The organism is Mesorhizobium sp. WSM4850 (genome assembly GCF_055811735.1).
Map to the genome: position 1 here is coordinate 1 of NZ_JBVVPV010000074.1, position 15,996 is coordinate 15,996.

The following is a 15,996-nucleotide window of genomic DNA, read 5'->3' on the forward strand; positions in this document are numbered from 1 at the left end:
CTTCCGGTGAGCCCCGCCCGCCCCGCTCCCTTTCTCTGGATTCAATGATTCCAATTCCATTCGCAGCGCCGAAAACGACAGCGGAACGGGGCGCCTCCCCCAGCGATCGCTGGAGATTGACATTTATTGGAGTGCCGCCGCGCAGCACGCGAACAAATTTTTCGATGAGCTCAGTGTCGACGTTCGGATAAATCTCCCACAGAGCGTCGCCCGCAACTAGCGGGCGGCTATGGATGCTTTTGAGGTTGGTTGCGTAGTGCGTCAGGCGGAAGTCCTGATCATAGAACGACACACCATCAGTCGTGTTCGCCAAAAAGTCCAGGAGACGTGCTTCGCTGATGGAGGACGGATGACTCGGTGATAGCTCCTCCCTGTTCGCTCCGGCACCCAGCGCTTTCGGACGTAAGAGCCACTTCCAAAGGCGGTACAAAATCCGCATCTCCTCATCCCTACGGTGAAGCTAGCAAACCATAAGGCTAGTTGCAAACCTATAGGTTGCGGCGGTGCTTGCGGGCAAGTCATAGAGACGCCATTGGCCGAACCATTGGCGGAAACGCAAAGTTTGTGCCCGCGGATGGGCCGGACCGAAGATCCAAAAGGTTCCCCAGCTTCGGAGAATGATGGACATTCGGAGAGCAGATTGAAGGGAAAGTTGTTTCCGCTCTCCCCAGCTTTCGGCCGCACATCCCGCAAACGCTGGGCTTCCGGGAAGCCATGAAGGGGCCGGAGAATTGTTTGGGCAATTTTGAAGGTGATAGAGGGAGAGCACCTGAAATCCAACCTTCTCCACCCCGACTCGCAACCGGCCCCTTCACGTTGCCGCCATGCACCACGCCCACGGCGAAGCCGGGAATCTTCCTTGACCTTCTTAACGATGTCCGGCAGGGCGGCCACCGCCTTCTCGACGCTCCGACAATGCCGTCAGCCCCACCTTCAAAAGCCGGCCTAAGTTTTTTAACGGAGGCGGGGAACATGGATGCTGCCTCGCGGTTGGACCTCGGAAAGCTAATTCGCAGCCTGAAGGAAAGCGGCCGAGCTCGCTCTCACGACGCCGCGAACCGGGCCTACGGGAGATTAAGCATGCGAGCGCTGGTTTGGCATGGAAAAGAAGACATACGTTGCGATGAGGTTACCGATCCCGAGATCGAGGACCCGCGCGACGTCATCGTCAAGGTGACGAGCTGCGCGATCTGCGGCTCGGACCTGCATCTCTATCACAACCTCATTCCGGCAATTCTGCCAGGCGACATTATGGGCCACGAAATGATGGGTGAGGTGGTGGAAGTTGGATCCGGGGTAAACGGCGCGCTTAGGAAGGGAGACCGCATCGTCGTTCCCTTCACCATCATTTGCGGGGAATGTGACCAGTGCAAGCGCCGGAACTTTTCGGTCTGCGAACGAACCAACCGCAACAAGAACATCGCCGACAAGGCGTTCGGTCACACGACGGCTGGGCTGTTTGGGTATACCCATCTGACCGGCGGTTACCCGGGCGGACAAGCCGAGTATGTTCGCGTACCATTTGCCGATGCAACGCACATCAAGGTACCGGTCGGGCTCTCCGATGAGCAGGTCCTCTTCCTTGGCGACATATTGCCAACTGGCTGGCAGGCTGCTGTCCAGTGCGAAATCGAGCCCTCCGATACCGTCGCGATCTGGGGCTGTGGCCCGGTGGGGCAGATGGCAATCCGCAGCGCCATTCTTCTCGGTGCCAAGCAGGTCGTGGGCATAGATTGCCTGCCCGAACGCCTTTCCATGGCCGGAGCGGGCGGCGCGATCACCATCAACTTCCTGGAGGAGAGCGTTGTTGAAAGGCTGAACGAGCTTACAGGCGGCAAGGGGCCAGATAAATGCATCGACGCCATCGGGATGGAAAGTCACGTGTCTTTTCGTCAACCAGACACCGTTTATGACCGCGCGAAGCAGATGATGCTGATGGAGAGCGATCGGCCCCACGTGCTGCGTGAAATGATCTATGTCTGCAGGCCAGCCGGCGTCATCTCAATCGCGGGCGTGTACAGTGGGTTCGTCGACAAGATCCCGATGGGCCAAGCCATGAACAAAGGCCTGACCTTCAGGATGGGCCAGACCCATGTGAACCGCTGGACCGACGACCTACTGCGCCGCATCGAAGAAGGTCAGATCGACCCGTCGTTTGTCATCACCCACACTGCCGGGCTCGAACAAGGACCCGAGATGTACAAGATCTTTCGCGACAAGCAGGACAGTTGCGTCAAAGTCGTACTGAAGCCATAGGATCAGTGTCATGAACATGCTTAGCAAATTCGGCAATCTCAGCAGACGGCCAAGCGACCCAAAGGTCGTAAAATCTGGCCCGAAGGCGCTCGCGCCCTCCGATATGGTAGCGCGCAAACTCGGATGGTTTAGCATTGCGCTGGGCATGGTCGAACTCATAGCCTCCGAGCGCATCGCCCGCGCACTCGGCATACCTGGTAAGGAAGGCGTGATCCGCGCCTATGGAGCGCGTGAACTCAGCAGCGGCATTCTGTCCTTGTCGGCAGACAGACAGTTCGGGCTTTGGAGCCGTGTGGCCGGTGATGGGCTCGACATCGGAACACTCCTATGGGCGTTCCGGCATGACAATCCAAAACGTGACAACGTCGGACTTGCATTGGTGCTCGTTGCCGGTGTGACACTCATCGATTTATTGACGGCGCAAAAGGTAAGCGCGCGGCACGCTCGAGGCCGCCGGCAACCGCAGGATTTTAGTAACCGCAGCGGCTTCCCACGGGGTCTTGAAGCTGTGCGGGGCCTTGCACGAAAAGACATGTCGTCACCTGCCAGCCAGAATTGAGCGAACCTGATCCTCCTTCTCTCGTGATTGCCGCCGATACACACGGCGCCGATTGGCGCTGCTCCAGGTGACCAAGGCATTGCCGCATGCCCGAGCCTGCCGCGGGCGCACCGTTCCCGATGGCAAGTTCCGGCTAAAGCTGCAGATAGGCAAGGTGACGCGTGATGCTGCCACATCCTGCGTTACGGTCAGCCGCGAGCAGTCTATTCTGGTCGACCAAGTCCTTTCTTTGTAGCGAGTTTTTGCTTTTCTTTCAGCAGCCGAACGATCGCGTCGACGGGCGGCGCAAGGGCTGCTGGCAACTTGCTGTTCGAGCGCCACAAGTATTCAAAGAAGGTTCTCAGTATGCGCATTGTCGTTACCTCCTGGACCACCAAACTCGGCTTGGGCGTTGTTGTTCCTTAACGGCAGGCTAAGCGCCGCTGTCCGAAGGCAAACTCATCCGTGGCAAGCAGGCACGGCTGGAGTCTGGACGGGATAGAAATCCTGGAACTCGTCCTCCAGAACTCAGCCGTGATCGCTCTCGGTTACAGACGCTCGTCCGTTCTTCCGACCTGGCATTCGGGGAGACGGTAGGCGGCTTGGCTGAAATCGAGCGAGGGCGGGTTCTGGCGGTGGGCTTGTATTCCGTGCGGGAACCTGGCCGAGCCAATGCGTTCGGGTCGTGCAGCACTTGCCCTAGTGCTGATCGGACTGCACCCTCTGATCAGGCCGAGTCCTTCCCATCCCCTCGGGCGCCGGTTTCATATTTCGTTTGGTGGCCAGTGGAGCGGCGCGGCTGAAGGCGCGGCGGGCCTTTCTTGTTTCCGTGTGGAACTTCGGCGCGGGCTGAAAGTTTCATTTGTGCAGCTGCGACATGGATGACTCCCGATGGGCCGCGTCCTTTTTTCCCGAAGGGCGCGGGCTTTCTTTCGTGCACGGAACACCGGGGCGGGTTGCACGTTTCGCCGGCATCCAGCGAAATGGCCGCTTGCGCGCTGCCTCAATCCCTCGCATTCCAGGCCCGTGTAGGCGTGAGGCACTACTGAGGGGCGTTGCGGTTTGTTCGGTTACGTCGATGACGTCCAGGCACAGAGGATTGCCGATCGGGCCAAAGGAACAAACAGCACCCACTTTGGTTAAAGCTGCGCGTGCCACCAGACACGCGTTTCTCACATTCGGAGACGACGATGGCTATGAAAAATGAATCGCAGAGCAAGGCCAAGGGCCTCGAAGATCTTTTCCACGACGGACTGAAGGACGTCTACTACGCTGAGCGCAAAATCCTGGCTGCGCTGAAGAAGATGGCCAAGGGTGCCGAATCTGACCAACTGACCGCCGCATTCGAAAAGCACCGCGACGAGACGGAGGCTCAGATCGAACGGCTGCAGCAGGTCTTCGAGATTTTCGGCAAACGGGCACAAGGAAAGACATGTCCCGCGATCGACGGCATCATTGAGGAAGGACAGGAGATACTGGAGGAATTCAAGGAAGCTCCAGCTCTGGACGCTGGGCTTGTGGCGGCGGCGCAGGCGGTCGAACACTATGAGATCGCCCGCTATGGCACCCTGATTACCTGGGCCGGACTGCTCGGCCTAAAGGATGCCGTGCCACTGCTCGAGGAGACGCTCGAAGAGGAAAAGGCGACTGACGAAGCGCTGACGCAGCTTGGAGAGGCTAGCGTCAACGAGAGAGCGATGCAGGAAGCTGCCTAGCTAAACGGCGCTTCGAAAGCACGATCAATGAGCACGTCATGAACAAGAGAACGCGCCTCCGGACAACGGCGGCGCGCCCTTGTCATAGGCCGCACCCAGCCGGTGATTGGTCTTCACATGATGAAGCACCTGGCCCACGCCGCGCTTGTCGAAGTCCTGTCCGCACACTGGACAATCCTCGAAATGGTCCGCCCGCGGCTGGACCGGCTGGGCGTGGTCTTCGCCCGTCCAACCTGCGGCTTCGTTGGTTGTTGCCCATTGTGATTTGGACTGGGGGCGCCGATCGGGGCACCAACTGGCTTACTTACAAGACGAATAAGGCGCGGCGAACATTCCGAGCCGTGTGACAAGAGGATTGCCGCGCTGAGGTCACCCTCCCGCCGCCTTAAGGCTCCGCGCGGCTTCCTCGATGGCCGCGCGATCATTGCCAAGCCTATCGATCAATTCTTGGGCCTGGTCACCGCCTATGCCCGTTCGCATTGCCAGGGCCTCAACGGTCATAGCGTCCGAGCTGGCGATCTCGCGAGTTTCCGGAAGAGCATCGTCTGCGGTAAGGGCAGTGCGGCCTCTCGATCAATTTCGGCTTTAGCCTGGTGCCAGTGTCGCTCGTGATCGCCGTGTCTACTGCCTTCACGTTCCCAAATTGGTATGCGCGGTGTTGGTTTTTTTCGTGCCGTTCTTCGCCCATCTTGAGTCCTCCGTGCAGATTTGTCGTCAATGCGGGGCGCGACGGATGATCCGGCGCCAAACCCAGATTCGGACAAAGCAGATCTTCGCCGGGTTCAACGCATGAACCGGGCTTTTTGGTGTCCGGACCAAAAAGCGCGGAGAGAGAGCGGGGATCGCGCCAGTGCTTTGCGATGCCAGGTGAAACAAAGCAATGAGCGCGCGAAACAGTGAAGTTTGTTGACCGCTGGCGCGCGCGCCATCCGACCTGCTCTCTTGCTGAATTCCTACGCACCTGACCGGCTGCGAGGTCCGGCGTGCACCTCAGCATCGGAATCAATGTACGGGAATTACCAAGCCGTAGCCGCCTTGGAACGAATAATCCCGCTCGAACTTACTTTAGCGATCCAGGTCCCTCACTCGGATCACCGGTCACTCGATCGGATTGGCCCGCCCTCGTACAGGGGCGGGCCATTGTTTGCGGGCGACCTGACTGACAGGAGTGAACAACAATGTTTGCAGATGAGATTGCGGCAAGGCGTCTGAAAACCCTAGTCGACCACTATATGGAGACCAGGAAAAGACGGCACGATGTGGTTTCAACATCGAGAGCTGAAACCGCCATACGGGAAGTCCTCCCCAATTGCCCTGTGTCCGGGAAAGCCCTTGATGACATGATCGCCGCCTGTGCCGTCGAGCATGGTCTCGGCGTGCTGTTCGACAGGTCAGAAATCACCGACAGCGTCAGCTGACCGCTGGCCTGCGCCAGCGCTCAGATACACGTCGAATGTCCGGTTCATACATATGCCCGGTTGGTACGTTTCCGACACTATCCATGAGCCTCCATGCATCTAGATAGTCCATGGAGGTGGACTGGCATGCCAAGATATTTTTTCCATATCCGGAACGAGGAGGGGCACCTCATGGAGGACCTCGAGGGGCAGGAATTTGCGGATTTGGCGCAGGCTGAGGAGAACGCGATGGCCTCCGCCAAGGAGATCCTGGCGGAAGGACTGCTCAGCGGGAAGCCAATGCTGACAGGCGCGCTCTTTGAGATATGCGACGAAAAACACGCATTGGTGTTGCGATTTCCCTTCTCGGATGCCGCCAGAATGCCCGGTACCCGCCCTTAATGCTTAATGTGATTGGCTTCGGGACTTTAGCACCCCATGTGTAGTCTTATCGTTCGCACGTTGTCACGGGCGCGAACGGCTGGGAGATCAGAAAGCTCTTGCCCTACCGAGGGTGGAGTTATGTTTAACCAGCCCAATATTCCCTATCAAAATGCTTTATTGCGGCGACTTTCCCCTGGCGATCTGGCATCGATCGAACCCAACATGGAACGGGTAGCGCTGCCGATGCGGACCCAGCTTGAGTCGACGAAGTCCGTTATCGAACACGTGTATTTCCTGGAAGACGGCATCGCGTCGGTAGTCGCCAAACTACCTAAGGGCCGGGATACCGAGGTCGGCCTGATCGGCATGGAAGGCATGACCGGAGCCTTAGTGGCCCTAGGCGGCGATCGCGCCGCACATGACACCTATATGCAACTGGCGGGAAGCGGCTTGCGAGTTCCAGCCCCGGCACTGTCGTCTGCTCTGTCTGAGAGCACTGCGCTGAAGGCTCTTCTGCTTCTCTATGTCCAGACCCTCTATATTCAGACCAGCTACACCGCCCTGGTAAACGCACGGTCGAAGTTGGACGAACGTTTGGCTCGCTGGCTTCTGATGTGCCACGATCGCGTCCGCACCGACCGGCTTGCAATCACCCACGAATTCATGTCCGTCATGCTCGGTGTGCGGCGACCGGGTGTCACGGTTGCAATCCAGGAGCTTGAGGGTAGGGGCCTAATCAGAGCCACGCGGGGTGAGATCGTCATCAGAGATCGTGATGGTCTGTTCCAGTTGGCCGATGGCACCTACAGCGAGCCGGAGCGGGAATATGAGCGGTTGCTGGGGAAAATCGACTAGCCGCTATAATAGGCAGCTTCGGCGAAAGTCACGGTAGCCACGAGCGCCACCGTTGTCGGCAATTCAACCGACGCATCGCGCATTAGCGTTCCCCACCGCTAACCCCTTTCGCCATCATATTCTTCACGGCATAAATCGCTTCGCGACCGGCAGTTGCATGATCTGGGACTTCGCTACCGAGGGAGCGGCATCTGAACGCAGCTTTGTCTTTCCGGTGATGGAAGGATAACCTCACATCGCTCCATAGGCCTGTTCGAAGATGACGGCCATCTAACACCGTCATTTGCGCCAAGCGAAGTTGCGGGGAGACGCAAAGTAAGTCGCTACAGTTTGCGCTCGTCCAAACGTGACTGCTGGTTGGCGGCATCGGCCGATCCGCCCAGCGTGTCGGCGACCGTAGCACCTCGCGCGCCCATCGGCTGCTGCGCACCTGTGGTGGTGTCCTTGGCTGTCTCGTGCTCCATCTCGGCATTGAGCTCCGCCCCCACAATCAGGACAATCACGGAGATCCAGGTCCACATCATCAAACCGATGACTGCCCCCAAGGCTCCATACGTCGCGTTATAGTCGGCGAAGTTCTCAAGATAATAGGAAAACCCTATCGAGACCGCGATCCAGACCACAGCCGCGAGGAAGGCGCCCCATGTCGCCCATTGCCACTTTGCCCTTTCGCGGCTGGGGCCGTAGCGGTAGATCAGCGTGATCCCGAGGCCGACCAGGATCAGCATCATCGGCCACCGAAAGATCCGCACAAGGGCTTCGGTCCAACCGCCGAGGTTCAGCAGCGCAAGCATGGCCGGCACGATCCCCACCGAGACGATAAAGCCGATACCGATGAGGATGGCGCCAAGTGTGAAGCCCAAGGCCAGAAGATTCAGATGGATAAAGCCGCGCTTTTCACTCTCCTCGTAGGCGATGTTCATGGCTTCGAATAGCGTCTTGATGCCGTTGCTGGCGCTCCACAGTGCGACGGCAAGGCCGAAAATGAAGCCGAAGCTGAGCGCGCCAGTCTTCTGAGCGGCCAAGGACTTAAGCTGAGATCCGATAATATCCAAACCGCCCGAAGGCAGTACGCCGCCAAGGAACGCAATGTGCTCGGCGATGGTCTGGGGATCGGCGACAAAACCGTAGATGGACACGAATGCGGCAAGCGCGGGAAAGAGGGCAAGGAGCAGATAGAATGCGGCCCCGGCCGCGATCAGCATAACACGGTCCTCGGTTACCTCAGCAAAGAGCCGCCACAGCACGTCCTTCCAGCCGCGGCTGGGAATCTCTGAGGGCCATTCGGCATTGCGTCCGCGGCCCTCCCGCTCGGCCCGCCGCTCAAGCTGCACTTGGTTTTCGTAAGCGTCGTCGGTTGTTTTTTTCGACATGGCTGCCGGCCCGGAGCATCTTCTTCGCGGGCAAACGTATGAAAGCGCCAAAGGATGCAGGTGCAGACCTGCGCCCGCAAACAAACATCCAGCGACTGCAGAACACTGCGCCATCCACATGCGACGAGTTTATTTAATAGCAATACTCCCCTGTTCAGGACCTTCAGTGGCTTGTTCGAGCAACAATGAGAATAACCAGCTTTATACCATCTCAGCCAATCGTGGTGGTCGGCTGACTGCGTTTTAACATTTCGCGGCCGGCCGGCGCGGATAGGCGTGGGCGATCGCGAGCTGCGCCTCTCTCGGCGCGTCCAGCCGTCTCTAACATGCAATCGACCATCGCTTGAGAGCTAGGCTCCATCGCCTCCTGACGTTTGAAGCTGGTCGAAATCGCGGGCCAACCAAGTATCGCGCAAGGGTGCCGGCACATCGCTAATTACCCGAACTCACCCCCAGGCGATTACTCGTGCAGAGGCAACTCAAAACTTGCGGCTCAAGTACGACGAGCCTGCCAGTCCGAACCGCCACTCGAGATCGACAGCCTTGGAGATCCCGACCCGGTGTCCCGTCAAGATGGAGCTGGTTCTGGCTCCTGACGGCAGCTTGAACTGGAACGGAAGCTCGTCCAATGGCAGCCCGTCATAAGATGCATCGACAGCAAGCGCCTGGCAAAGGCGACCGGGTCCCGAACAAAGACGTCGAAGGTCATCAACTCCGCGATTTGCCCGCATCAGGTCGAGCTTTGATTGCGGTTCGATCGCGCGCACAAGGACAGCACTACCGGGAAGGCAGACGGCATTCAGGCACCAATGCAGACCATAGGAGCGATAGACGTAAGCGCTCCCTGCGGCGCCGAACATTGCGCTGTTTCGCGAAGTCCGACCACAAAAACTGTGTGAGGCGGGGTCATCGGCGCGATAGGCTTCCGTTTCGACGACGATCCCGCCCACGCCGTGCACAAGAAGCGTGGCGCCAATCATATCGCGAGCGACAACGCAGGCGTCCCGGGCAAAGAACTGGCGGTTCGTGATCAACGCCTGCACCAGATCTCGACCGCGCCGAAACGTGGGGCGAACAAGAACATTCCCGCTCCGGCTGGAAAAGGCCAATCCACCAAGGCCAAACTCGCGATCATCACCATCGCGGCGCTTCCTGCTGAACTCGGATAGGTCTGATCGCCTATGTATGAGGGTCGATTGGCTATTCAACAGCGCCTAGCCCAAGCGGTCGAAGTGATTGGAAGGTCAAAATTCGCTGCTGGCGTAGAAAAGACAGAGCCGGAAGACCGTGCCTGCCGCGTTTGCGATACCGCGATGCGTTAGGTGGCCGGAGCAAATCCTCGTGCGCTGCTTGGGAGCAACATCACAAGGGAACGTGACAGGCTCTGCGATCGTTGAAGACTTTTGATGAGCCATATCATGCCATCGACGTCGATACGAAAAATGGCCTACGATCCCGACAGCAGAATCCTCTCGGTGTGGTTCGTCGCCAGCGGCAAACGATACGAATTTGAGGACGTGCCGCCGGAGACCTTCGCCGCGGTCAAAGCCGCCTTTGCCAAGGGCCGCTTTTTCAACGAGCACATCCGCAATCATTTCCGGTACCGTCAGGTTGCGGCCGGCAACGATGCGGGATAACGGCAAGCTGTTGAAACATTCCAACTGCCGTTTGGTGGACGCAGCGCAGCCGGCGCGCGTAGGATTTTCTTACGATCCCCGCCCACACTGTGCAAACGACTGATCGCCCGCCGTGCCGAAGGGTGCGGCGGGCTTTTTTGTTGTCTGGGGGGAACACGATCTGGCGACAATCGTTCGGGCGCCAACAAAAGCGCCGTACAAGATCGAGGTACAACAATGCGGGAAAGGCATGGCTTAACCGATAAAGAAAAATACGACCGACAGGAGCGCACTTCGGATGCTGCGCGGGCATTAACAGACGTTGAGCGCGTCGCACGAGACGCAAAGACGGCTCGGCTGCGGGAGCAACGACTTAAAGCCGAGACAGCTCTCCCTGCTGCATCGGCACCGAAACCGAAGAGGAATTCGAAGACCAAGAAGTCGTAGATGGCACGCTGCACCTGCGCCCTACAATCAGCCGCGGTCCTCTCCGCAGGCCGCGTGAATCGACGGCCGATGTGCAAAGGTCGAGCGTGGAATGCTGTGCGATTTGGGGTGCGGGATTTTAGGCGCTTGATTACTGCTCAGCGTATCGTCTGCGGCAATGCGATCCAACAGCTTACGGGTGCCAGTATTAGGGCAGCGGGTATCGTTTATCGTCTGGCGAAGATCATCGATATCTGCTCGCGCGCGACCCTCATTCAATCGAGCCGGTTCTATTCAAAATTGTCCCATATGGATAGCATTGTGAATGCTCTTAAGGCGGCTTCAGCCGGCTTTTCAGTAGCCGAGCTTCCCGAAGTAGTGATGCCCGATCGGTGCCGATCAACTTGATCAGCTCGCGCGCTTGAGCTTCAGTTATTCCGGCTTCCTTGGCGAGGAACTGCGCCTGGAAATCCGTCATTCGGTCGCGGTCGGACTTTTCTTCCTCGCCCATGGTGAGCCTTTTGCACTTGGATTGAACCGGAACGCCGGCGGGAGGGTTTTGTTGCGATAAATGGCGCAAACTTTCCAGGCATATTTCGCTTTCTCTGGAACACATGCTTGAGATGAATGTTCGGGAAGTGCAGCAATCTTGTTCCCTCCCAACGATGGGCTGCAGATCGGAGATGCACCGATCGGCCCGCGTCCTTTCCTCGTGGGGCGCGGGCTTTATTGTTCGCACCGAACACTAGGCGCATGTGTTTCGCCGGCAGGCAACTGCTCAGCGAAATGGCCGCTTTTGCAGATCCAGGCTTTTGGATCACGCCCTACCGTTGTTCTGGTTCCCCATGCCTCGCCGTCGCACTGCTTGTCTTTCAACCGTGATTGTTGTCGTTTCCCGGGCAGCATGGAACGGACGGGCAGAAACCTTCAGGCGCTATTTTCAAGACGCTACGCGCCGATCGCGGTAATGTGTTCTCATCGGCGATAGACAACGGGCATCGCTGGCTGTGAGCGACCACCGCGCTTCCGCCCCAAATGGGAGGAAAGACATATGGTCAGCCTTAAGACTGCAAAGAGTGGCATTGCCTTTCCTAGTGACCTGACTTTGTTGAAGCAGGTCTTTGATCGTGTTCGCGTTGAGGAAGGTATTCCCGTCGGTAGCGAGCAGGCGGAGCGCCTGAGCGTGATCGCAATGGAACTTTTCTCAGATGGCGAATTTGACGAGGCAGTTCTTTACGAACGCCTTCGACTATATGCCCGATTGTAGCGCGGAAAGAAAAGCACATGACTTCCCACCATCAGGAAGTCCTGACGAGCCTTGTCGCTCGGTATGAAACGCTTGTGTCGATCCAGGACAGGATCGTTGAGCACGACCGGCGGTTCGGCCTGGCTTCCGAAGTGGACGAAGGCCTTCTAGAGCGCCTGTTCGTATCGCTCGGTAAGGCCCGCATCGCCCAGATCCGCGAGGTCGGCTAAAAGCCCGGTCTTCGTTCACTGCACAACTACCAGCGGCTGGTGCTCCGGCTCCGCATGGTTCAAGCGCGACGTCGAGGTTCATCTTTGTTGGATGTCGGCGAGACGGCATTTACCTCAAGCGGTTCGATCACCAGGGACAGGCTAAGCCTCAGAACCTTTCTGCCACTCTCGTCCCTTATATCCATGATGAGTTGCTGCCCATCGGGACCTTTCAGTTCGTCTCTTGCCAGCTCAGTCAATCCTTCGACGGCTGCATTGCGCGCTGCCTCAATCCCCTCGCATTCCAGACCCGTGTTGTCTTCCACGAGATGCTGGTGATCGCCGCTATCAAAGAAATATCTTGGCATATCGGCTTCCGTCATCAGAATGCCACGTCACGGTCCTTCTGGTGCAGGTAAGTCGGATCGAATTCCCCTGCCTGAACCAAACCCGGCCAATCGAGAGCACGCAACTTTGTACCTGACGTGGCGATCAGCCTGTCACCTCGTAGCGCCTGAAGCGTGCGGTTCACGTGAACCGCGGACAAACCCACCGCATCACCAAGTGCTGCCTGGGTGATCGGTAAATCCGCGACGTGGTCCTCAATGCGTCCTGCAAACCGCAACCGCACAATGAGTTCGCATTACATGTGTGCCGTGCGAGCGTAGGCGTCCCGTCTCCCGACGTTGGTGACCCATTCCCGGTAGATCGCAGCGTCAATCAGGGTCGATCGCCAGAACGCGGTTGCAACACGCGGGCGCTGTTCGCAAATCGAGCGAAGAGCGCTGTGGCGGATTAAGCCCAATTTGCCTGGTGTCATGCTCGAGAAGCTGCAATCCATAACTGCCAGATGGATGCCGTGCAGATCCGGGAGATCGCCTGCGACAAAGAAGCTGGTGATCTGCCGCTTTCCCGCACCAGTGTGCTTGTATGAGCATGCCACGCCGTCCAAGACGACAAATGAGTTGGTTGGTCGATCGCCTTCTAAGGCGATTTCCCTGTTAGCCGGAACATCCTTCTCCTGAATCGTGAGGCCTCCTAAGGCTGCGGCGTCATCATCGCTGATGTCAGCGACGCGACGCAGCTTGCGGATGAGCACATCCGAGGAGAAAGCTGGACACAAGGACTTGGTTACCTCCATGGGCGTTACCTGCCGAACGTGCATTCGCCGCAGATGTTCCACGCTGCTGATGCGGATAAGAGGTCGACACGCCCGGTATGAAGCTGCGCATCAAGCATCTCCGAGGCGATCACAGCCACATACGCCACGCATCACTGCTGGGTTTCAGCGACGAATAGGCCGGTCTACTGGTCTACCGGAACCGGTTGGTGCTCCGCCCCCGCATGGTGAAGCACCTGGCCGAGATCGCGCATGTCGAAATCCTGCCCGCATATAGGGCAGTGTTCGAAATGCTCCGCCTCGGGCTTGATTGGCTGGTCGTGGTCCTTGCCTCGATATCCCGTGCCTTCGTTGTTGGTCCGATATCTCATTTCCGCTCCCGCAATACATTCACGGCTGCGAAGACGCTTCCAGCTGGCTAACATCTATGCAAGTCGGTACAATGTGAGATCGCCAGCCACGCACAATGGGCGCTGACGCTTGGGAGCGACCATCGGAATCCTGCCCCAAACGTAGGGCAATTGTCTGATGGCAGAAGAAGCAGGGCGGGTCCGCCCGACAGACGACTTTGTACGCTCACTTGCGCGGGAATCCGGTGCTACTGAGCAGCAGATACGCAACATTGCATCGCTCATCGGCGTCGATCGTGCCTCGATCCTGAGAGAAGCGCGTCTCTTGCGCCGCGATCTAAGGCCGAAGCTTTAAGGCTTTTCCTGCAGTCGACTATCACGCATCTAGAACGGCCGGCCGGCCCGGATCATTGCGCGCTCATCATCGTGTTTGGCACGATCCACTCGACGGAACTAACGGTCTGCGGCGATGTTGCGATGGCAGTAAAACTATGCTGACCAACGGAGACGGACATGACAGAGCCCAAGGAACGTCTGGTGCAGTGGCTGCGCGACGCTCACGCCATGGAAGAACAGGCCTAGACCATTTTGAGCGGCCAAATCGAGCGTCTGGAAACTATCCCGAGATTCGCATCTCGAAGAAACGAGACAACAGGCAAAACGTCTCGAACAATGCCTCGACCGGATTGGCGACGGATCTTCGACGCTGACGGATGCCGGCGGTAAGCTAATCGCATTCGGACAGAACATCAGGGGCATTTTTGCAGGCGACGAGGTGATGAAAGGATCGCTGGCCAGCTACACGTTCGAGCATATGGAAATCGCCAGCTATAAGATGCTCATTGCCGCAGCCGGCGAGATCGGCGATTCCGAAACCCAAAGCGCGTGCAAAGAGAACCTGCGCGAAGAAGAGGCGATGGCTGATTGGCTGGAAAACAGACTCGGCACGGTCACCACCGAGTTCCTCAGACGCGACGAGCGGGATTCTGACACGGCGAAACGGTGACATAGGCGGACAATTGCCGTCTACAGAAAAAGCTCGCCTTCGGCACGGTGCTCGAAACAGAACCAGTGGGATGGCTGCCGCGGCTTACGGAAAGCCCTTCCGGCATTCTTGCCGCAGCCGGGATGCTCCCAGCAATGGCGCTGAATGCAACATGGCAACCAATCGTTTGGGGGCGCCTGGCGTTTATTCGGACAGTGTTGCCGTCCACCGCCTCGCCGCTAACTACTTGGCGAGCGAGAGCCCCATGGAGACGCAAGTCTGGTGAAGTCCCCGATATCGCGGAGGAGCTTCCTGCTGGCCGCGCGGCGGGACCGGCATTCGCGCCCATACAAGCCATTCTCGCCGAGGATGCGGGTATGACGAATAAAATTGTGCTTCTTGGCGATTCAGTTTTTGACAATCGCGCCTATGTGACCGGCGGAGCAGATGTACTGGCCCATTTGGTGCGTCAGCTTCCGATCGGGTGGTCGGCCGACCTGCTCGCCGTCGACGGCAGCGTCATGGCAGGGGTGCGCCAGCAGCTGGACAGTCTGCCGGCTGACGCCACTCATCTGGTGGTCAGCATGGGAGGTAACGACGCGCTCGGCGTTTCCTCTGTTCTGGACGCTCCGTCGCGGTCCGTCGCCGACGCCCTGCTAAGACTGGCCGAAATAAGAGAGCAGTTTTGCCTGGAGTATCGGTCGACGCTGGATGCCGTTCTGGCTGTCAAGCTGCCCACCGCCGTTTGTACGATCTACGACGTCCGGTATCCGAACCCTGAAGAGAGGCGCATTGCGGTAACGGCCCTGTCGGTCCTCAATGACTGCATTACACGAGCAGCCGCTGGGCGGGGCGTTCCAGTGATCGACCTTCGCATTATCTGCGACGAGGAGGCCGACTTTGCCAGCGCCATCGAGCCTTCGGAACAGGGCGGCGGCAAAATCGCTGCAGCGATCGTTTCATTTCTTACCAAGCACGAATTCCGAAGCGGGCGCGCCGAACTGATCGTTCGCTAGAGAGCTGGAATTGGCTGCGCTAATGCGCCGCGTTAGGCCGTTAAGGTCAGCTTTGCCATCGCCTGAAGCGGACATAGCCGGCGACACTCTGGAAGTTGCGGTCGCGCCAGAACATGCGTCCTGTAATCCACCCCCTAGCCAATCGCGATCTTCTCAACGTGCTTTCCTCACCTGTCCCAGGGCGGGTTTGTCGAGCATCTGGTCAAGCTCAACGACAAGGTCGAAGGCCTGACAAAAGGTGGCCATCCAGCGCAACAGCTTCGGCGAAGTGGTCGCTGAATACACAGGCAGCGTTGATCAAATGAGAGCGGGACGAGGTACTCCCGTTGGGTCACGGTGGCAGCGGGGTGTAAATCTGCTCGAACGAAAGGTCCGGATCGCGTTCGTTGTTGAACACCGGGAGGAGCCAGCTAGGGTCAGGACCTATTAATCAGGTTGAATTGATGGTGAGCGGCTGATTCATTGTTGGCGGAGGTGCCACGATGGATGATTTGCTGATGTTATCGCCGG

19 protein-coding genes and 5 pseudogenes are annotated in these 15,996 nt (G+C 58.2%); 14 read left to right on the top strand and 10 right to left on the bottom strand.

Going from position 1 to position 15,996, the window contains the following annotated elements:
• Positions 1-439: pseudogene (locus AC0L2Z_RS33335) on the bottom strand (GGDEF-domain containing protein); the annotation flags it as partial.
• 641 nt (positions 440-1,080) lie between these two features.
• On the opposite strand from AC0L2Z_RS33335, the gene AC0L2Z_RS33340 reads away from it, so the two are divergent.
• Both AC0L2Z_RS33340 and AC0L2Z_RS33345 read left to right on the top strand, forming a co-directional pair.
• On the top strand, positions 1,081-2,256 hold the full coding sequence (locus AC0L2Z_RS33340; RefSeq protein WP_287173313.1) for a zinc-dependent alcohol dehydrogenase: 1,176 nt from the start codon (positions 1,081-1,083) through the stop codon (positions 2,254-2,256).
• Between the two features lie 10 nt (positions 2,257-2,266).
• Positions 2,267-2,815 (top strand): hypothetical protein, encoded by a 549-nt coding sequence (locus tag AC0L2Z_RS33345; RefSeq protein WP_473630414.1) that lies wholly within the window; start codon positions 2,267-2,269, stop codon positions 2,813-2,815.
• Positions 2,816-3,018: 203 nt separating this feature from the next.
• Here the strand turns inward: AC0L2Z_RS33345 and AC0L2Z_RS33350 are convergent, their stop codons facing one another.
• Complete coding sequence (locus AC0L2Z_RS33350; RefSeq protein ID WP_473531629.1) at positions 3,019-3,168, bottom strand: hypothetical protein; 150 nt, start codon at positions 3,166-3,168, stop codon at positions 3,019-3,021.
• An 88-nt stretch (positions 3,169-3,256) separates the two neighbouring features.
• Here AC0L2Z_RS33350 and AC0L2Z_RS33355 point away from each other — a divergent pair.
• Together AC0L2Z_RS33355 and AC0L2Z_RS33360 are read left to right on the top strand one after the other, a co-directional pair.
• Positions 3,257-3,414 (top strand): annotated as a pseudogene (locus tag AC0L2Z_RS33355) (ATPase domain-containing protein); the annotation flags it as partial.
• A gap of 570 nt (positions 3,415-3,984) precedes the next feature.
• Positions 3,985-4,509 (top strand): YciE/YciF ferroxidase family protein, encoded by a 525-nt coding sequence (locus AC0L2Z_RS33360; protein ID WP_128170942.1) that lies wholly within the window; start codon positions 3,985-3,987, stop codon positions 4,507-4,509.
• Between the two features lie 369 nt (positions 4,510-4,878).
• On the opposite strand, the pseudogene AC0L2Z_RS33365 reads toward AC0L2Z_RS33360, so the two are convergent.
• A pseudogene (locus tag AC0L2Z_RS33365) lies at positions 4,879-5,197 on the bottom strand (DUF2934 domain-containing protein).
• Between the two features lie 490 nt (positions 5,198-5,687).
• Between AC0L2Z_RS33365 and AC0L2Z_RS33370 the strand changes: the two are divergent.
• From AC0L2Z_RS33370 to AC0L2Z_RS33380, 3 genes are all read left to right on the top strand, one after another.
• Positions 5,688-5,927, top strand: a complete 240-nt coding sequence (locus AC0L2Z_RS33370; RefSeq protein ID WP_128247155.1) for a hypothetical protein — start codon at positions 5,688-5,690, stop codon at positions 5,925-5,927.
• Positions 5,928-6,053: 126 nt separating this feature from the next.
• A complete protein-coding gene (locus tag AC0L2Z_RS33375; protein ID WP_473630415.1) occupies positions 6,054-6,308 on the top strand; it encodes a DUF6894 family protein in 255 nt (84 codons plus the stop codon).
• Between the two features lie 120 nt (positions 6,309-6,428).
• Positions 6,429-7,145 carry a Crp/Fnr family transcriptional regulator gene (locus tag AC0L2Z_RS33380; protein WP_473630416.1) on the top strand — a complete coding sequence of 239 codons (717 nt, stop codon included), beginning with the start codon at positions 6,429-6,431 and terminating at the stop codon, positions 7,143-7,145.
• 323 nt (positions 7,146-7,468) lie between these two features.
• Here AC0L2Z_RS33380 and AC0L2Z_RS33385 read toward each other — a convergent pair whose 3' ends face one another.
• Together AC0L2Z_RS33385 and AC0L2Z_RS33390 are read right to left on the bottom strand one after the other, a co-directional pair.
• Positions 7,469-8,518, bottom strand: a complete 1,050-nt coding sequence (locus AC0L2Z_RS33385; RefSeq protein WP_473630417.1) for a YihY/virulence factor BrkB family protein — start codon at positions 8,516-8,518, stop codon at positions 7,469-7,471.
• Between the two features lie 479 nt (positions 8,519-8,997).
• Positions 8,998-9,498 carry a DNA-3-methyladenine glycosylase gene (locus AC0L2Z_RS33390; protein WP_473630421.1) on the bottom strand — a complete coding sequence of 167 codons (501 nt, stop codon included), beginning with the start codon at positions 9,496-9,498 and terminating at the stop codon, positions 8,998-9,000.
• Between AC0L2Z_RS33390 and AC0L2Z_RS33395 the strand changes: the two genes are divergently transcribed.
• Complete coding sequence (locus AC0L2Z_RS33395; RefSeq protein WP_288142351.1) at positions 9,472-9,687, top strand: hypothetical protein; 216 nt, start codon at positions 9,472-9,474, stop codon at positions 9,685-9,687. The genes AC0L2Z_RS33390 and AC0L2Z_RS33395 overlap by 27 nt on opposite strands.
• A 249-nt stretch (positions 9,688-9,936) precedes the next feature.
• The gene (locus tag AC0L2Z_RS33400; protein ID WP_473532991.1) at positions 9,937-10,155 is read left to right on the top strand and encodes a KTSC domain-containing protein; all 219 of its coding nucleotides are present in this window, start codon (positions 9,937-9,939) and stop codon (positions 10,153-10,155) included.
• A 736-nt stretch (positions 10,156-10,891) separates the two neighbouring features.
• Here AC0L2Z_RS33400 and AC0L2Z_RS33405 read toward each other — a convergent pair.
• Positions 10,892-11,071, bottom strand: coding sequence for a hypothetical protein (locus AC0L2Z_RS33405; RefSeq protein ID WP_287242472.1), 180 nt, complete (start codon positions 11,069-11,071; stop codon positions 10,892-10,894).
• Between the two features lie 540 nt (positions 11,072-11,611).
• On the opposite strand from AC0L2Z_RS33405, the gene AC0L2Z_RS33410 reads away from it, so the two are divergent.
• Both AC0L2Z_RS33410 and AC0L2Z_RS33415 read left to right on the top strand, forming a co-directional pair.
• The gene (locus tag AC0L2Z_RS33410; protein ID WP_023803428.1) at positions 11,612-11,827 is read left to right on the top strand and encodes a hypothetical protein; all 216 of its coding nucleotides are present in this window, start codon (positions 11,612-11,614) and stop codon (positions 11,825-11,827) included.
• 17 nt (positions 11,828-11,844) lie between these two features.
• Positions 11,845-12,036 (top strand): hypothetical protein, encoded by a 192-nt coding sequence (locus AC0L2Z_RS33415; RefSeq protein ID WP_287242471.1) that lies wholly within the window; start codon positions 11,845-11,847, stop codon positions 12,034-12,036.
• A 59-nt stretch (positions 12,037-12,095) separates the two neighbouring features.
• Here the strand turns inward: AC0L2Z_RS33415 and AC0L2Z_RS33420 are convergent, their stop codons facing one another.
• The 4 genes from AC0L2Z_RS33420 to AC0L2Z_RS33435 form a co-directional block, all read right to left on the bottom strand.
• Positions 12,096-12,398, bottom strand: a complete 303-nt coding sequence (locus tag AC0L2Z_RS33420; RefSeq protein WP_473630418.1) for a DUF6894 family protein — start codon at positions 12,396-12,398, stop codon at positions 12,096-12,098.
• Positions 12,398-12,646, bottom strand: a complete 249-nt coding sequence (locus AC0L2Z_RS33425) for a helix-turn-helix domain-containing protein (protein WP_473630419.1) — start codon at positions 12,644-12,646, stop codon at positions 12,398-12,400. The genes AC0L2Z_RS33420 and AC0L2Z_RS33425 overlap by 1 nt, the downstream gene beginning before the upstream one ends.
• Before the next feature lie 12 nt (positions 12,647-12,658).
• Positions 12,659-13,156 carry a Crp/Fnr family transcriptional regulator gene (locus AC0L2Z_RS33430; protein WP_473630420.1) on the bottom strand — a complete coding sequence of 166 codons (498 nt, stop codon included), beginning with the start codon at positions 13,154-13,156 and terminating at the stop codon, positions 12,659-12,661.
• A gap of 164 nt (positions 13,157-13,320) precedes the next feature.
• On the bottom strand, positions 13,321-13,506 hold the full coding sequence (locus tag AC0L2Z_RS33435; protein WP_128248506.1) for a hypothetical protein: 186 nt from the start codon (positions 13,504-13,506) through the stop codon (positions 13,321-13,323).
• A gap of 492 nt (positions 13,507-13,998) precedes the next feature.
• Here AC0L2Z_RS33435 and AC0L2Z_RS33440 point away from each other — a divergent pair.
• The 3 genes and pseudogenes from AC0L2Z_RS33440 to AC0L2Z_RS33450 form a co-directional block, all read left to right on the top strand.
• Positions 13,999-14,491, top strand: a pseudogene (locus AC0L2Z_RS33440) (ferritin-like domain-containing protein).
• Between the two features lie 356 nt (positions 14,492-14,847).
• A complete protein-coding gene (locus AC0L2Z_RS33445; protein ID WP_473532944.1) occupies positions 14,848-15,486 on the top strand; it encodes an SGNH/GDSL hydrolase family protein in 639 nt (212 codons plus the stop codon).
• Positions 15,487-15,648: 162 nt separating this feature from the next.
• Positions 15,649-15,781: pseudogene (locus AC0L2Z_RS33450) on the top strand (peptidase M14); the annotation flags it as partial.
• Between the last annotated feature and the right edge of the window lie 215 nt (positions 15,782-15,996).

Bases quoted from the DNA above. Each gene is read 5' to 3' on its own strand.
- AC0L2Z_RS33410 (WP_023803428.1), top strand. From the start codon at position 11,612: ATGGTCAGCCTTAAGACTGCAAAGAGTGGCATTGCCTTTCCTAGTGAC.
- AC0L2Z_RS33340 (WP_287173313.1), top strand. From the start codon at position 1,081: ATGCGAGCGCTGGTTTGGCATGGAAAAGAAGACATACGTTGCGATGAG.
- AC0L2Z_RS33415 (WP_287242471.1), top strand. From the start codon at position 11,845: ATGACTTCCCACCATCAGGAAGTCCTGACGAGCCTTGTCGCTCGGTAT.
- AC0L2Z_RS33360 (WP_128170942.1), top strand. From the start codon at position 3,985: ATGGCTATGAAAAATGAATCGCAGAGCAAGGCCAAGGGCCTCGAAGAT.
- AC0L2Z_RS33390 (WP_473630421.1), bottom strand. From the start codon at position 9,498: ATGATTGGCGCCACGCTTCTTGTGCACGGCGTGGGCGGGATCGTCGTC.
- AC0L2Z_RS33370 (WP_128247155.1), top strand. From the start codon at position 5,688: ATGTTTGCAGATGAGATTGCGGCAAGGCGTCTGAAAACCCTAGTCGAC.
- AC0L2Z_RS33385 (WP_473630417.1), bottom strand. From the start codon at position 8,518: ATGTCGAAAAAAACAACCGACGACGCTTACGAAAACCAAGTGCAGCTT.
- AC0L2Z_RS33350 (WP_473531629.1), bottom strand. From the start codon at position 3,168: ATGCGCATACTGAGAACCTTCTTTGAATACTTGTGGCGCTCGAACAGC.
- AC0L2Z_RS33400 (WP_473532991.1), top strand. From the start codon at position 9,937: ATGCCATCGACGTCGATACGAAAAATGGCCTACGATCCCGACAGCAGA.
- AC0L2Z_RS33345 (WP_473630414.1), top strand. From the start codon at position 2,267: ATGAACATGCTTAGCAAATTCGGCAATCTCAGCAGACGGCCAAGCGAC.
- AC0L2Z_RS33405 (WP_287242472.1), bottom strand. From the start codon at position 11,071: ATGGGCGAGGAAGAAAAGTCCGACCGCGACCGAATGACGGATTTCCAG.
- AC0L2Z_RS33375 (WP_473630415.1), top strand. From the start codon at position 6,054: ATGCCAAGATATTTTTTCCATATCCGGAACGAGGAGGGGCACCTCATG.
- AC0L2Z_RS33430 (WP_473630420.1), bottom strand. From the start codon at position 13,156: ATGGAGGTAACCAAGTCCTTGTGTCCAGCTTTCTCCTCGGATGTGCTC.
- AC0L2Z_RS33380 (WP_473630416.1), top strand. From the start codon at position 6,429: ATGTTTAACCAGCCCAATATTCCCTATCAAAATGCTTTATTGCGGCGA.
- AC0L2Z_RS33435 (WP_128248506.1), bottom strand. From the start codon at position 13,506: ATGAGATATCGGACCAACAACGAAGGCACGGGATATCGAGGCAAGGAC.
- AC0L2Z_RS33420 (WP_473630418.1), bottom strand. From the start codon at position 12,398: ATGACGGAAGCCGATATGCCAAGATATTTCTTTGATAGCGGCGATCAC.
- AC0L2Z_RS33445 (WP_473532944.1), top strand. From the start codon at position 14,848: ATGACGAATAAAATTGTGCTTCTTGGCGATTCAGTTTTTGACAATCGC.